Consider the following 13,108-nt stretch of genomic DNA (forward strand, 5'->3'; position numbering starts at 1 on the left):
AGGCTCTAGTATGGTATAGAAACGTTCATGAAGTAAACGTAATTGTTTTAGTAAGGACTTAGTAAAGTGAGGGGTGAAATATGTATCAAGTAGTGATCATGTATGGAGACAATGAACCCTGGTGGTTTTTTGAAGATTGGCGTCAAGATATCAAAAGCGAAAGTACTTTTGATACATTAGAAGATGCCCAAGCATACTACAAGCAGCAATGGGAACAGCTACAAGAAGAATATAGTCAGATCAATGCACGACCTAATTATCTTTGTGCTTTTTGGAACGAAGGTGACGAACGTTGGTGTGAAGAGTGTGATGACGACTTACAACAATATTTAGGAATCGCGCTACTACAAGAATATCAACCAGTGACGGTCGAAAGTGGAAAGGAATTTTATGAAGCAACTAATTCTAGCGGAAAAGCCAAGCGTTGCCAAAGATCTTTCTAAGGTTTTAGGCGCAAAAGAAAAACACAAAGCATATTATGAAGGGCCAAATGTCATCGTCACGTGGGCACTTGGTCATTTATTGGGTCTAAAGATGCCAGAAGATCTCAATAATGAATGGCAAGCTTGGAAAATGGATACGTTGCCGATGATTCCTAAACAAATCGGTATCAAGCCATTACCTAAAACGAATCATCAATTAAAAGCTATCAAGCAATTGGCAAGTCGCAAAGATGTTTCAGAATTTGTGATCGCCACTGATGCAGGACGCGAAGGGGAACTTGTTGCGCGTTGGATATTAGAATGGATCCGTTTTGATAAACCGGTAAAACGCTTATGGATCTCATCTCAAACTGATAAAGCCATCAAAACCGGTTTTGCGAAATTAAAATCAGCAAAAGAATACGATGCTTTATACGATTCCGCGCTTGCTCGTGCCAAAGCAGATTGGTTAGTCGGCTTAAATGTCACGCGTGCGTTAACTGTAAAATATGAAGATAACTTGAGTGCTGGACGGGTGCAAACACCAACGCTAGCACTTGTTCGTAGTCGTGAAAAACAAATCGAACGTTTTGTAGCGCAATACTACTATCAAATCGACTTGACACTAGGTTCTCAGCATGCGTTATTGGTACAAAAAAATCCTTATGCATTAACAGATCAAACAAAAGCACTAGAACAGATCCACTTACTTGAGCAACAAGTAGGGAAAGTTACGGAAATTAAGGAAAAAACAAAAAAAGAATATGCACCACTACCTTATGATTTGACTGAATTGCAACAAGAAGCCAATGTTCGCTACGGGTTTTCTGCTAAAAAGACATTGAGCATCGTTCAAAGCCTTTATGAATTTCATAAAATCGTAAGCTATCCTAGAACAGACAGTAAATATTTGACTCGTGATATGAAAGAAACGATGGATGAACGGTTGCAAGCTGTTGCTGATTTCTCGCCTCAAGCTAAATCGTTGGCCAAAACACATGCGAAGGTCCAACAAACAAGTGTCTTTAACGATGCAAAAGTTTCAGATCATCATGGTTTGTTACCGACTGAGCAACGAGCACGATACGAAAAATTAAGCAATGATGAGTCAAAAATCTATCAGATGATTGTTACGCGTTTCTTAGGCCTCTTTTTACCGGCATACGTGACACGACAACAAACAATTACAGTCACATTTGGTAGCGCTCAATTTGTATTTCGTCAGCAAGAAGTTTTAGAACCAGGTTTTGAAGCAGAAAAAGGCGAAGAAAACTGGGAACATTTTGAAAATGGGATGACCATAAAGCCTAAGTTCAGCTTGAAAAAAGGGTTGACGACACCACCTAAACCTTTGAATGAAGGAACGTTATTAGGTCAAATGGAAAAATTCCACTTAGGTACGCCAGCTACTCGAGCTGAGATCATTGAGAAATTAATCAAATCAGAATTGATGGAGCGGACGAATCATTTGATCGTATCTAAAAAAGGGAAACAGTTATTGGAACTGGTCAATCCTTCACTTGTAACTCCTGATCTAACGAAAAAATGGGAAGAACAATTAGAAGCAATCGCAACAAATCAGTATTCCTTAAAACAATTCATGAACGAAATCGAAGTTGAAACAACACAGTTAGTCAAAGAAATCAAACAAAGCCAAGCAAAGTATCAAGATTTCTCACTTACGCAAAAAAAATGTCCTGATTGTGGCGCGTTACTGCGTGAAAAAAATACTCGTGATGGCAAAATTTATGTCTGTACGGGTAAAAACTGTAGTTATCGTCGTCGTAAAGACCCTAAAGTATCGAATCATCGTTGCCCACAGTGTCATCGTAAAATGGAAATCATCGATGGCAAAAACGGAGCCTTTTTCCGTTGTAAGTTTGATGGGACTACTGAAAAAATGTTAGACAAACAAGCGAAAAAGAAAAAAATGACGAAGCATGAAGAACGTCGGTTAGTGAAAAAATATAGCCAAGCAGAAGAACCAGAAGAAAGTCCACTGGCAGCTGCTTTGAAAGCTGCATTAAATCAAGAGTAAAAATAAGAGTTGGGGTGACAGAGTTTTGTCATCCCAACTCTTATTTTTTTTGTGGATAAAAATTGATAACGACAGCTTTCATCAACTTATCTGTACGGTTTTCATAACGATGAGGCTGAGTAGCAACAAAATATGTTGCTTCTTCTTCTTCAAGTGTCACTAGTTGCTGTTCAAGAGTAAGGGTGAGTGTTCCCTCTAAAACAAATACATATTCTGAAGAAGCATAGTGGCCGATTGAATCATAACGATGACCAGGATCTAACTCCATTTCAAAAAATTCGAAATTACGTTCAGTATTTTGTTGGAAATAATTGAAGATCCGGTATTTTTGTGCATCATCTTCTTGAAAAATCGCGTCTTTTTTCGCAATCACGGTACAAGTAGGTAAAATCGGAGGTCCGATCAACGTCGTATATGGGATATGCAATCCTTCACTGATCTTCCAAATCGTATTGATCGTTGGATTCGTTGTCCCTTTTTCGATTTGTGAAAGCATCCCTTTACTGATTCCTGTTTGCTGAGCCAGTTCATCTAAAGTCAATTTACGCGTAGTCCGTAGTTGATGTAAATTTTGACCAATTTGTTGTGTAATATCCATAGTATATTCTCCTTTTTAATTTTAATATATTGAATTTTTGTTTTATATAGTATATTATACGATACAAGTATAAAAATTGATAGGAAAAGGGGAGAGTGTATGAGTCGATCGTTGACGTTGAATGCGGCGATTAAAGAAACTTGGCCGACAGTATTCGGGTATTTAGGAATTGGGATGGCGTTTGGTATCGTTGGTAAAGGAGCTGGATTATCATTTGGGTTATTGCTTAGTTTGTCGATTTTTGTTTATGCAGGTTCTGCGCAATTTATTATTATCAGTATGTTGTTAACCAAAAGCCCTGTATTGTCGATCATGCTTGCAACGTTTTTAGTAAATGCACGGATGTTATTGATGAGCTTGACGATCGCACCATATGTGAAGCATGAAAGTATGGTCAAAAATATTTTATTGGGTATCTTTCTCACAGATGAAAGTTTTGCTTTAGGGATGAATAAACTAAGCTATACAGATCGAAAACTTTCATTTACTTGGTTAAATGGTGCAAACTTGATCTCCTATCTAACATGGAGTATCGCGACGGCTTTAGGTGTGTTGGTCGCTCAATTTATTGGTGATCCTCGTACAATGGGGATTGATTTTGCAATCGTTTCGATGTTTATCGGCTTATTATATTTCCAGTTGATTGCAGATAAAAGTCTATCTTTTCGATTGCAAAGTAGTTTGATCGTGATCACCGCTATTTTAGTTTACATTGGTATGATTATCATTCCAAGCACTTGGTTGATTTTAAGTGTAACGTTGGTTGGATGTAGTATAGGGATGGTGATCAAACATGTTTTCGCTTAGTTATTTGATGCTAGTCATTGTGACGTGTAGTTTGGCTACGATCACCTCACGAGTACTCCCATTTGTAATATTAAAAAAAATGAACTTACCTTTACGCGTATTAGAGTTTTTGCAGTTTGTACCGATCGTGATAATGTCTGCATTATGGTTTAGTAGTCTTTTTACTCCAAGATTAGGTCACTTACCAGAATTAAATGTAGAGTATATGCTTGCCTCATTACCGACTGTGCTCAGTGCAATTTTGACAAAAAATTTATTTGTTGTCGTCATTATTGGGATGCTTTCGATTGCTGTATTACGCTATTTAGGTAGTTAAAAAAGATGCTCATGTGATTATCTAGCATGAGCATCTTTAGATTCAAGGGTATTGGCTTCTAACCATAAACTGATTAGGGCAAAAGAAAGTAACACGAGGCTTTCGATCGGATAAGCAAAAGGTTTGTTAATCAATGCGACAAAACTAAAAATACTTGTCAAAAAAAATAAACGTAATGTGGCAAATGAAAGATGACGTAAATAATATAAACTGAACAATAGTGGACAAAATAAAATAGGAATTGCCCAATTTGTCTGGTCAAATAAATTGCCCCCACTAATAGCATGTAATGCATATAAACTAAAGATAAACAATAAAAAATAGAAATGATAGCGATAGCTGCGCTTTTTTGGAATAATATTCATAAGTCCCTCCTTAACTAATCGTAGTGTAGCACAGACGATTTAGAAAACCCATCTATCTATAAAAACTGTAAGATAAAGTTAAAGAAAAACAAAAGACACTCGTAGGTCGACGAGTGTCTTTTTAGGGGGGCAAATAAGGAAATCTATATAAGTCATTGTAAAATAAATTTACAAGAACTACCAAAATTAAAGGGTGATGACTTCTTCTGAATCTTTGTCAAAGAAGTGCGCTTTGCTGATATTAAACGCCAAATCGATCATTTCACCAGGACGGTGGAAATCGCGCGCATCGACTTTTGAGACAAATTCTGTTTCGCCAACTTTAGTATAAAGCATACTTTCTGCTCCTAATAATTCAGAAACGACTACTTCAGATTTTACGGTAGTTTCTGGAGAAGCTTGGAGAACGACTTCTTCACTATTGATATCTTCAGGACGGATCCCAAAAATCAATTGTTTGCCTTCGTATCCTTTTTCGACTAAAACTTTATTTCGGCCTTCTGGGATGCGTAAGCTTAGACCGCCGTCATCAGAAATAATGCCTTTGTTTAAAGTAACATTAAAGAAGTTCATGGCAGGAGAACCAATAAAGCCTGCTACAAAGACATTTTTTGGAGTATCATACACTTCTTTAGGTGAACCGATTTGTTGGATGAATCCATCTTTCATGATGACGATTCGATCTGCCATTGTCATTGCTTCGGTTTGGTCATGGGTTACATAGATCGTCGTTGTAGATAAACGTTGATGTAATTTGGCAATCTCAGCACGCATGGCAACCCGTAGTTTTGCATCTAAGTTTGATAATGGCTCATCCATCAAGAATACTTTGGCATCTCGTACAATGGCACGTCCTAAGGCAACCCGTTGACGTTGTCCACCAGAAAGCGCAGCTGGTTTGCGATCTAGATATTCCGTTAGGCCTAAAATATCGGCAGCATTTTCCACACGTTTCTTGATTTCTGTTTTATCATATTTACGTAGTTTCAAGCCAAACGCCATATTATCATACACGGTCATATGTGGATATAGTGCGTAGTTTTGGAATACCATCGCGATATCGCGATCTTTTGGTGCGACATCATTCATGACTTTATCGCCGATCCATAATTCACCGTCAGAAATATCTTCTAATCCAGCGATCATGCGTAGTGTTGTTGATTTCCCACAACCAGAAGGACCAACGAATACAATAAACTCACGATCTGCGATATCTAAATTAAAGTCCGTCACAGAATAATTTTCTGCGTTGTCATATTTTTTATATACGTGTTTTAAGGCCATTTCTACCATCTAAAATCCCTCTTTCTCTTAACTGATACACTCAGTATAATGTAAGCGGTTTTATTTAGATATAGACAACATGCACGAAAAACTAGACTAGAGTTGTGCATGTTGAATAAAGCGTTATCAAAATTGTTGCAATAGCAGTTGTGTAAAGTAAAGGTCATTCATTTCTTTGAGATTTAATTGAGTCGATGTTTGGAATTTCTCGACCTGATACTGAATCGTGTTTCGATGCATGAATAGCTCTTTAGCAGTCGCACTGAGATTGCCCTTTTGTTGCCATAAAGTTTTGAGTAAGATTTTAGTCGCTTCATCTGGAATCCAAATCGGTGCGAGTGTCTGTAAACAAGTCCGACTGGTGATTTTAGGATCAAGATAAAACGCTAAACTGATCTGTGCCAATGTTGTACAATGATCGACATGACTCTTAGTCAAACTATACATAAACGCCGCTTCTTCTTCTTGAAATAGGCGATAGAAGTGGCTTGTTTCCGGATAAAAACAGCCGATAAAAATTTTAGAATACGTATCAAAATCACCATCTAAAGCTAAAAATAAACTAGTGAGTTCAGAAGGTTGTAAGGATGTTCGATGCTGTTTTTCAATCAAAACGACATAGTGATCCGTCAATACGATACAATCGACTAGTCCTCGAAAAAACTTTTTTACAGCTTGCTGCCATTTTTTTAATTGGACAGCACGTTTTTGTTGAAACACAATCTGGATTAGTCGGTAGTTTCCAGTTGAGGGAACATAGTGTTGATCTTGTAACAAGAGATTACCCCAAGCACTTTGTGGTGTTTCATGTGGCATGACGACTAGATGTTGTAATAATTGAATCTCAGTTTGGGATAATTCTGCTTTTAAGATCCAAAGATATCCTTTTTGAACAGGAAGAGAGAGGTACATTGGATCATAAGTTGGAAAAGCGTGTAAAGAGGCATGTTGATAAATTAATTGTAATTGTAGTTCATTCATGAAACGAGTCCTCCTCCATCAATTGAAACTATCTTTAGTGTAAGCCAAATTGGATAAAAGGCAAAGCGGAAATTCTAAAAAATAGTTGACAATTTCATGAAATCTCGGTAAAGTGAAAACAACTTAAACAAAGACATCGAAAAGAAAAGTAGATTCGGTCTTGATTGTTAGAGAGTCCTTGGTAGGTGTAAAAGGATAGTCAAACCAAATTGAAACACATCTTGGAGTCGAACTTTTGAAGCGAGTAGGAAGTTCCGGGAGGCCCGTTATAGCTGTAGTCATTGATAGATGACTCGTTGAGGTTTTGACTGTAAAGTGAAAACAAAAAAAGGTGGAACCACGTACTTACGTCCTTTAGTCCTAGCGACTAAAGGCTTTTTTTTTGCAAACGAGGATCGATGGCTCATGAGGTAGTGCTTGCAAAAGTGTTACAAATGAAGGTGGAACCACGTGAAGACGTCCTTTGACAATTTGTCAGAGGTTTTTTTATTATCAGGATATTCAAGGAGGAACAACAGTATGACGTATTTTTTATCATTATTTCCCCAGTTAGCTAGTGGTATTGGTGTAACATTGAAATTATTTTTCTTAACATTAGTAGGATCGATTCCACTGGGTGTATTATTGGCTTTTATTTTAGCAAGCAAGTTTAGACCATTACGTTATTTGATTCAATTATATGTATGGTTGATGCGCGGTACACCACTATTGTTACAATTGATTTTTGTGTTTTATGGGTTGCCTTTAGTTGGGATCGTATTTGATCGCTTTGATGCCGCAATTTTTGCTTTTATTTTGAACTATGCTGCGTATTTTGCCGAAATCTTTCGTGGTGGGATTCAATCGATCCCAGAAGGTCAATATGAAGCTGCTCAAGTCTTGCGTTTGAGCTCAGCGCAAACGATCCGGAAGATCATCATTCCGCAAGTAGCAAAGATCACGCTACCATCTGTTGGAAATGAAGTAATCAGTTTAGTAAAAGACACGTCATTAATTTATATTTTAGGACTATCTGACATCATGCGTATTGGAAAAATCGCAATGGAACGTGATGCTACGCTATTACCTTTAGTAGGAGTTGCCATTATTTACTTAGTCTTGACTGGGATTTTTACCGTACTGTTGAAACAACTAGAAAAACGTTTAGACTATTATCGTTAGGAGGGAACGAAGATGTTAGAATTAAAAGCAATCAATAAATCCTTTGGGGATAAAAAAGTGATCGACGAATTGGATCTAGTGATTCCAGACGGTAGTATTTTAGCGATCGTAGGCCCTTCAGGTGGTGGGAAAACAACGTTACTACGCACATTAGCTGGGTTAGAAACAGCCGATAGCGGAACATTTTTGCTTAATGGAAAAGCCTTTGATCCAACGAATACAAAAGATCAAGAGCAAGTCGTTGGAGTGGTATTCCAAGATTTCCAATTGTTTCCACACCTAAGTGTACGAGACAATATTACATTAGCGCCTAAAATGGTGTTAAAAGAATCTGCTGAATTATATAACGAAAAAGCGAATCATCTAGCTGAACAACTAGGGATTGAAAGTTTATTAGATCAATATCCATTCCAATTGTCTGGAGGACAAAAACAACGGCTAGCAATCGCTCGTGCGATGGCGATGGATCCAGAAGTACTAGCTTATGACGAACCTACCAGCGCGTTAGATCCAGAATTACGTCAACAAGTCGAACAATTGATTTTAAATCTAAAAAAAGAAGGAATCACACAGATCGTGGTGACACATGATCTAGTGTTTGCTGAAAATATTGCCGATAATATTTTAAAAGTAGTGCCAAAATAAGGAGGAAATCGATATGAAAAAATGGTTAAGTTTGGGAATTATTGCTTTAGGTTTAGTGACATTAGCTGCGTGTGGATCTAAACAAGTAGAAAGCGGTGCGGATAAAGATACGGTTAAAGTTGGCTTAGATGATACGTTTGTCCCAATGGGATTTAAAGACGATGCAGGTAAAATCGTCGGTTTTGATGTCGATTTAGCCAATGCAGTATTTAAGTTAACGGATACAAAAGTTGAATTTCAACCAATCGACTGGTCATTAAAAGAAACTGAATTAGCGAACGGTACGATCGATATGATTTGGAATGGTTACACAGTCAATGACGAGCGTAAAGAAAAAGTAACGTTTAGTGACACATACATGAAAAATATCCAAGTACTTGTGACTAAAAAAAGTAGCAATATCGATTCGATCGAGCAAATGAAAGGTAAAATTTTAGGGGCTCAAGAAGGATCGTCTGGTTATAGTGTTTTCAATGATCAACCTAAAGTATTAAAAGACGAAGTGAAAGATCAAGATGCAACGCTTTATGGTAGTTTTAGTGAAGGATTCTTAGATCTTGAGAGTGGACGTATCGATGGGCTTTTAGTGGATAAAGTGTATGCTGAATACTACTTGAAAAAAGCCGGTAAACTTGATGAGTATAACTTGATCAAAACGCCATATGCCCAAGAAGAATTTGCAGTAGGTGTGCGTAAAGATGATCAAGCATTAGCCGATAAAATCAATAAAGGAATCAAAACACTCAAAGAAAATGGCGAGTATGAAAAAATCGTAACCAAATGGTTTGGTGCCGATGCCGTAAACGACTAATTTAAATGCAAAAGGTGCTGTTCTAGAAGTTTCTACTTCTGGAGCAGGATTTAGTTGATTTGAAGGAGGTATGACAATTTTTTGTCATATCTCCTTTTATTTTTGCTTGACGAAACTAACTGTACTATGTATCATAGTGCACGTAAACGAAAGTGGGGGTTGAGATGGTTCAAATCGATAAGACCAGTAGTAAACCGTACTATGAGCAATTGGCATTAAGTATCAAACAAGAAATCGTATTAGGAATCTTACAAGCAGGAGATCAGTTGCCTTCAGTAAGAGAGATGGCGAAGCAATTATTGATGAATCCAAATACCGTCAGCAAAACGTATAAGTTATTAGAGCAAGAACAAGTTTTAGTTACGATCAAAGGAAAAGGAACGTATGTAAAGAATCGACAAGACTTACCAAGAGACGAGCTGAGAATTATGCAAATCAAGGAACAGTTTAAAGAAGTCGTGATCAATGCCTATCAGTTAGAAGTATCGACAAAAGAATTGCAACAATGGCTAGAAAGCATTACAAATGAGGTGGGAGGAAACCAAGATGGATGTTAAAGGGGTAACAAAAACTATTCAGCACCGATTAGTGCTTGATCATATTTCATTTTCGCTACCAAAAGGGGAGATCGTTGGATTAGTCGGACGTAATGGAACGGGAAAAACGACATTGCTACGTACACTAGCAGGACAATATTTGGCTGATGAAGGCGAAGTCTGGATTCAAGAAACGAATATCTTTGTGTCTCCAATGTTTAAAGAAGAAATCTTTTATATCGATGAAAAGGCGAATTTTTTCGCGAGCTATACACTAGAACAACTCGCTGCATTTTATCGAGCCGTTTATCCACAATTCGATGAGACTTCTTATCAACATTTGATGGAACGCTACGAGTTGACAAACCTGATGCGGTTTAAAGCAATTTCTAAAGGAATGCAAGGGTTGTTTAAAATGATTCTAGCAATCGCTTCACGTGCAACCTATCTTTTATTAGATGAGCCATTTGACGGGTTAGATGTCATTATACGTAAAGAAGCAATTGGTCTATTAGTAGGGTACATCGAGGAGTCTGGTCATACAGCTTTGATAGCCTCACACGATTTAGATGAATTGGATCATTTAGTAGATCGGGTCTTCTTTTTAAATGGAGCTACGTTGTCGTTAGGCTATGAGTTAGAACAAATTAAAACACAAGCTAGGAAACTTCAACTAGTATTTAAAACGAAACAAGTTCCTGCATTATTGACCGAACAAACGAGTATTTTATCGGTACAAGGTCGTGTGATCGTGGTCTTTATCGAACAGTATACAGAAGAATTTGCGCAAAAAATCAACGCATTAGAGCCCTTACTAGTTGAGGAATTGCCATTAAATCTAGAAGATCTCTTTATGGCAAATGTTCATTCGATGCAAAAAGGAGATGTCAAATGATGAATATGATCTATCGACTACGCTATCGTCGTGTATTGTTTTGGCTTGGGATCTTTTTAGTTGGGATCTATGTTTTTAGCGGATTTTCTAGTCAGCGTCAATGGCATACACAACGAGATTATTTGTATTCTTCAGAATTTACGTATGTCCCTGAAATGGGGCAACAGTATGATCTTGAAGGAAATCTAACCAATACGTTGACGAAAACAGAATATGTCAAAGAAAATCTACGCTTTTTTGTCTCCGAACAAATAGACGGACAAACAGGAAACTATCAAATGTATCAAGTCAATCTATTATTGAATTTGATGCCATTTGTGATGATGATTTTAGGTTTTTTAGCCTTCTTTCTTGATCAAAAAGGACAATTCAATCGCTTTTTGTTCTCATTGCCATTTTCAAGAAAACGAATCTATCTAGAAAAGTTAAGATATGTGGTTTTACCGATTTTGCTCGTAGTGGCTTTAGGGATCTTTTTATATGATTTGATTTTATATACTATGATCCCAGCTCCATATTTGAATGCGACGATAGGGACTTTAGTGATGGGGGGTATCTCACACTTTATAACCTTGCTACTGGCCTTCTCATTTGGAAGTTTTCTTGGTGTTTCGTTGGGAAATGCAATTAGTGGAACATTTTTCTTACTATTAGTTGCGTATGGACTTTTGAGTACGTTGTGGACATTTTATTCGAATCTGATGACTTTACTTTCTACTCAATCATCTGTTTTTTTAGAAAAATGGCTAGTGTATTATCCAGGAAATGTTCGTGCGACAATGCCAGCTTTAGGTATCAATCTTTTATTGAGTCTATTTTTATTTAGTTTAAGTTATTTCGTATTTAAGTCGATTTCTATGGAAGAAGAAGGAGAGTTTTTAACCGTTAGACGTGCACGCCATTGGTATTTTGCGGTCAGCTCATTATTAAGTGTCGCGTATTTGATGATTACAACCTCATTTTGGTCAAGACTGGATGAATACAATGCAATCGACTGGGTCTTTTTACTACTCTTTTTTGTAATCCCAACCTTCGTTTTAGCAGGATTTATTTACTTTTCTTCTATTAAAGAATCAATAGATATGTATCAAAAAAAACGGTATTTAAAAAAGACCTCTTTATAAAAAGAGGAGGCTGTGATAGCAGTCTATTATATCCACTAAAAATCGAATAAACGGTGTTCCAGAAGTAGCTCTTTTAAAAATAAGCTGCATTATTACCGAAATAGACGACTCTATTATCGGAATAATGCAGCTTATTTTTTCGAGCTACCCACTTCTGTCACATTATCTAAAATTGTTCGGTATGTTGACGGATAAATGCTGCAGATTGGGCTAGTTTTTCCAGTTCTTCAGTCGTCAAATTTAGTGATAGAGAAGCAACGATCCCTTTTTTACCGACTATAGCAGGATAAGATAGATACGTGTCATAGTTTTTCATATAATGTGAAACCGGTAGAATCGTGTGAGCATCATTTAAGACGGTCATCGCTAACATAACAGCAGCCGTAGCAACACCATAATTCGTGTATTTTTTACCATGGAAGACAGTATGGCCGCCAACTTTTGCTTCGTGATCTAGTGCAGCTAAATCTAGATGACGTCCTTGATCAGCTAGATAATCACTCAATGTTTGACCTCCAATTCTCACTGTTGACCAAGCCGTAAATTGAGAATTGCCATGTTCTCCAAGATTAAATCCGATTATTGAACGAGGATCAAGGGCTAATGCCTTCGCAACAGCACGTTTCATTCGAGCTGAATCAAGCAAAGTTCCCGTGCCGATCACTTTTTCTTTAGATAATCCAGTTCGTTTTTGATAAAGGGCAGTAATAGCATCGACTGGATTGGTGATGACGATCAAAATACCAGCAAAGCCACTTGCTTTAATTTGTTTGGCCACCGTTTCGACTTCTTTTTTTGAATAAGGCAATTCAGCAAAACGATCATCGGTTTGATTGTCTTGTAGGGCGATATTTCCTAACGCAGAGATAATGAGATCCGCATCTTGTAAAGCTGTGTAGTCATTGACCGTAATACTTGTATGAAAAGGCAGATTTGCCATTGCATCTTCGAAATCTAAAGCATCTGCTGCTACTTTTTCTTGACGCGTATCGATTAAAATCAGTTCATCGACACTTCCTGTGCTAACAAAATGATGAGCCACTGCAGCCCCAACATTTCCTAATCCAATAATTCCAACTTTTCTTGTCATGTGCTGAACCACTCCTTCTAACTGTTTTCGTACTT

At 37.3% G+C, this 13,108-nt stretch carries 15 protein-coding genes and 1 other annotated feature; of the genes, 10 read left to right on the forward strand and 5 right to left on the reverse strand.

Annotated elements, in window-relative coordinates; translation table 11 throughout:
- The first annotated feature begins 80 nt into the window (after positions 1 to 80).
- Both ACWOEC_RS08170 and ACWOEC_RS08175 read left to right on the forward strand, forming a co-directional pair.
- Positions 81 to 443, forward strand: a complete 363-nt coding sequence (locus ACWOEC_RS08170) for a DUF1033 family protein (RefSeq protein ID WP_297076469.1) — start codon at positions 81 to 83, stop codon at positions 441 to 443.
- Positions 391 to 2,460, forward strand: coding sequence for a DNA topoisomerase 3 (locus tag ACWOEC_RS08175; RefSeq protein ID WP_455307293.1), 2,070 nt, complete (start codon positions 391 to 393; stop codon positions 2,458 to 2,460). Before ACWOEC_RS08170 ends, ACWOEC_RS08175 begins: the two co-directional genes overlap by 53 nt.
- 40 nt (positions 2,461 to 2,500) lie before the next feature.
- On the opposite strand, the gene ACWOEC_RS08180 is transcribed toward ACWOEC_RS08175, so the two are convergent.
- The gene (locus ACWOEC_RS08180) at positions 2,501 to 3,058 is read right to left on the reverse strand and encodes a helix-turn-helix domain-containing protein (RefSeq protein ID WP_455307294.1); all 558 of its coding nucleotides are present in this window, start codon (positions 3,056 to 3,058) and stop codon (positions 2,501 to 2,503) included.
- A gap of 99 nt (positions 3,059 to 3,157) precedes the next feature.
- Here ACWOEC_RS08180 and ACWOEC_RS08185 point away from each other — a divergent pair, with 99 nt between their 5' ends.
- On the forward strand, positions 3,158 to 3,865 hold the full coding sequence (locus tag ACWOEC_RS08185) for an AzlC family ABC transporter permease (protein WP_455307296.1): 708 nt from the start codon (positions 3,158 to 3,160) through the stop codon (positions 3,863 to 3,865).
- Positions 3,852 to 4,181 carry an AzlD domain-containing protein gene (locus ACWOEC_RS08190; protein WP_455307298.1) on the forward strand — a complete coding sequence of 110 codons (330 nt, stop codon included), beginning with the start codon at positions 3,852 to 3,854 and terminating at the stop codon, positions 4,179 to 4,181. The genes ACWOEC_RS08185 and ACWOEC_RS08190 overlap by 14 nt, the downstream gene beginning before the upstream one ends.
- Positions 4,182 to 4,198: 17 nt before the next feature.
- Here ACWOEC_RS08190 and ACWOEC_RS08195 read toward each other — a convergent pair whose 3' ends face one another.
- The 3 genes from ACWOEC_RS08195 to ACWOEC_RS08205 form a co-directional block, all read right to left on the reverse strand.
- Entirely contained in the window at positions 4,199 to 4,546 is a 348-nt protein-coding gene (locus tag ACWOEC_RS08195; protein WP_455307300.1) for a hypothetical protein, read from the reverse strand.
- Between the two features lie 186 nt (positions 4,547 to 4,732).
- Positions 4,733 to 5,839: an ABC transporter ATP-binding protein gene (locus ACWOEC_RS08200; protein WP_455307302.1), complete on the reverse strand. Its 1,107-nt coding sequence runs from the start codon at positions 5,837 to 5,839 to the stop codon at positions 4,733 to 4,735.
- Between the two features lie 117 nt (positions 5,840 to 5,956).
- Complete coding sequence (locus tag ACWOEC_RS08205) at positions 5,957 to 6,811, reverse strand: helix-turn-helix domain-containing protein (protein WP_455307304.1); 855 nt, start codon at positions 6,809 to 6,811, stop codon at positions 5,957 to 5,959.
- A 127-nt stretch (positions 6,812 to 6,938) separates the two neighbouring features.
- Positions 6,939 to 7,169 (forward strand) — a binding site (T-box leader).
- Between the two features lie 161 nt (positions 7,170 to 7,330).
- Between ACWOEC_RS08205 and ACWOEC_RS08210 the strand changes: the two genes are divergently transcribed.
- The 6 genes from ACWOEC_RS08210 (at position 7,331) to ACWOEC_RS08235 (ending at position 11,983) form a co-directional block, all read left to right on the forward strand.
- Positions 7,331 to 7,972, forward strand: a complete 642-nt coding sequence (locus tag ACWOEC_RS08210) for an amino acid ABC transporter permease (RefSeq protein WP_455307306.1) — start codon at positions 7,331 to 7,333, stop codon at positions 7,970 to 7,972.
- 12 nt (positions 7,973 to 7,984) lie between these two features.
- Positions 7,985 to 8,617: an amino acid ABC transporter ATP-binding protein gene (locus ACWOEC_RS08215; RefSeq protein WP_455307308.1), complete on the forward strand. Its 633-nt coding sequence runs from the start codon at positions 7,985 to 7,987 to the stop codon at positions 8,615 to 8,617.
- Positions 8,618 to 8,630: 13 nt separating this feature from the next.
- Positions 8,631 to 9,428 (forward strand): transporter substrate-binding domain-containing protein, encoded by a 798-nt coding sequence (locus tag ACWOEC_RS08220; protein ID WP_455307310.1) that lies wholly within the window; start codon positions 8,631 to 8,633, stop codon positions 9,426 to 9,428.
- 164 nt (positions 9,429 to 9,592) lie between these two features.
- The gene (locus tag ACWOEC_RS08225) at positions 9,593 to 9,985 is read left to right on the forward strand and encodes a GntR family transcriptional regulator (protein ID WP_455307312.1); all 393 of its coding nucleotides are present in this window, start codon (positions 9,593 to 9,595) and stop codon (positions 9,983 to 9,985) included.
- Complete coding sequence (locus ACWOEC_RS08230) at positions 9,975 to 10,859, forward strand: ATP-binding cassette domain-containing protein (protein WP_455307314.1); 885 nt, start codon at positions 9,975 to 9,977, stop codon at positions 10,857 to 10,859. Before ACWOEC_RS08225 ends, ACWOEC_RS08230 begins: the two co-directional genes overlap by 11 nt.
- Positions 10,859 to 11,983 (forward strand): ABC-2 transporter permease, encoded by a 1,125-nt coding sequence (locus ACWOEC_RS08235; RefSeq protein ID WP_455307316.1) that lies wholly within the window; start codon positions 10,859 to 10,861, stop codon positions 11,981 to 11,983. The genes ACWOEC_RS08230 and ACWOEC_RS08235 overlap by 1 nt, the downstream gene beginning before the upstream one ends.
- A 166-nt stretch (positions 11,984 to 12,149) precedes the next feature.
- On the opposite strand, the gene ACWOEC_RS08240 is transcribed toward ACWOEC_RS08235, so the two are convergent.
- A complete protein-coding gene (locus ACWOEC_RS08240) occupies positions 12,150 to 13,073 on the reverse strand; it encodes an L-lactate dehydrogenase (protein ID WP_455307318.1) in 924 nt (307 codons plus the stop codon).
- Positions 13,074 to 13,108: the final 35 nt, after the last annotated feature.

The organism is Enterococcus bulliens, assembly GCF_053761865.1.

Excerpts from the sequence above, each read along its gene's own strand:
- ACWOEC_RS08220 (WP_455307310.1), top strand. The coding sequence starts at position 8,631 with ATGAAAAAATGGTTAAGTTTGGGAATTATTGCTTTAGGTTTAGTGACA.
- ACWOEC_RS08175 (WP_455307293.1), top strand. The coding sequence starts at position 391 with ATGAAGCAACTAATTCTAGCGGAAAAGCCAAGCGTTGCCAAAGATCTT.
- ACWOEC_RS08240 (WP_455307318.1), bottom strand. The coding sequence starts at position 13,073 with ATGACAAGAAAAGTTGGAATTATTGGATTAGGAAATGTTGGGGCTGCA.
- ACWOEC_RS08225 (WP_455307312.1), top strand. The coding sequence starts at position 9,593 with ATGGTTCAAATCGATAAGACCAGTAGTAAACCGTACTATGAGCAATTG.
- ACWOEC_RS08210 (WP_455307306.1), top strand. The coding sequence starts at position 7,331 with ATGACGTATTTTTTATCATTATTTCCCCAGTTAGCTAGTGGTATTGGT.
- ACWOEC_RS08195 (WP_455307300.1), bottom strand. The coding sequence starts at position 4,546 with ATGAATATTATTCCAAAAAAGCGCAGCTATCGCTATCATTTCTATTTT.
- ACWOEC_RS08235 (WP_455307316.1), top strand. The coding sequence starts at position 10,859 with ATGAATATGATCTATCGACTACGCTATCGTCGTGTATTGTTTTGGCTT.
- ACWOEC_RS08215 (WP_455307308.1), top strand. The coding sequence starts at position 7,985 with ATGTTAGAATTAAAAGCAATCAATAAATCCTTTGGGGATAAAAAAGTG.
- ACWOEC_RS08180 (WP_455307294.1), bottom strand. The coding sequence starts at position 3,058 with ATGGATATTACACAACAAATTGGTCAAAATTTACATCAACTACGGACT.
- ACWOEC_RS08190 (WP_455307298.1), top strand. The coding sequence starts at position 3,852 with ATGTTTTCGCTTAGTTATTTGATGCTAGTCATTGTGACGTGTAGTTTG.
- ACWOEC_RS08170 (WP_297076469.1), top strand. The coding sequence starts at position 81 with ATGTATCAAGTAGTGATCATGTATGGAGACAATGAACCCTGGTGGTTT.
- ACWOEC_RS08230 (WP_455307314.1), top strand. The coding sequence starts at position 9,975 with ATGGATGTTAAAGGGGTAACAAAAACTATTCAGCACCGATTAGTGCTT.
- ACWOEC_RS08200 (WP_455307302.1), bottom strand. The coding sequence starts at position 5,839 with ATGGTAGAAATGGCCTTAAAACACGTATATAAAAAATATGACAACGCA.
- ACWOEC_RS08185 (WP_455307296.1), top strand. The coding sequence starts at position 3,158 with ATGAGTCGATCGTTGACGTTGAATGCGGCGATTAAAGAAACTTGGCCG.
- ACWOEC_RS08205 (WP_455307304.1), bottom strand. The coding sequence starts at position 6,811 with ATGAATGAACTACAATTACAATTAATTTATCAACATGCCTCTTTACAC.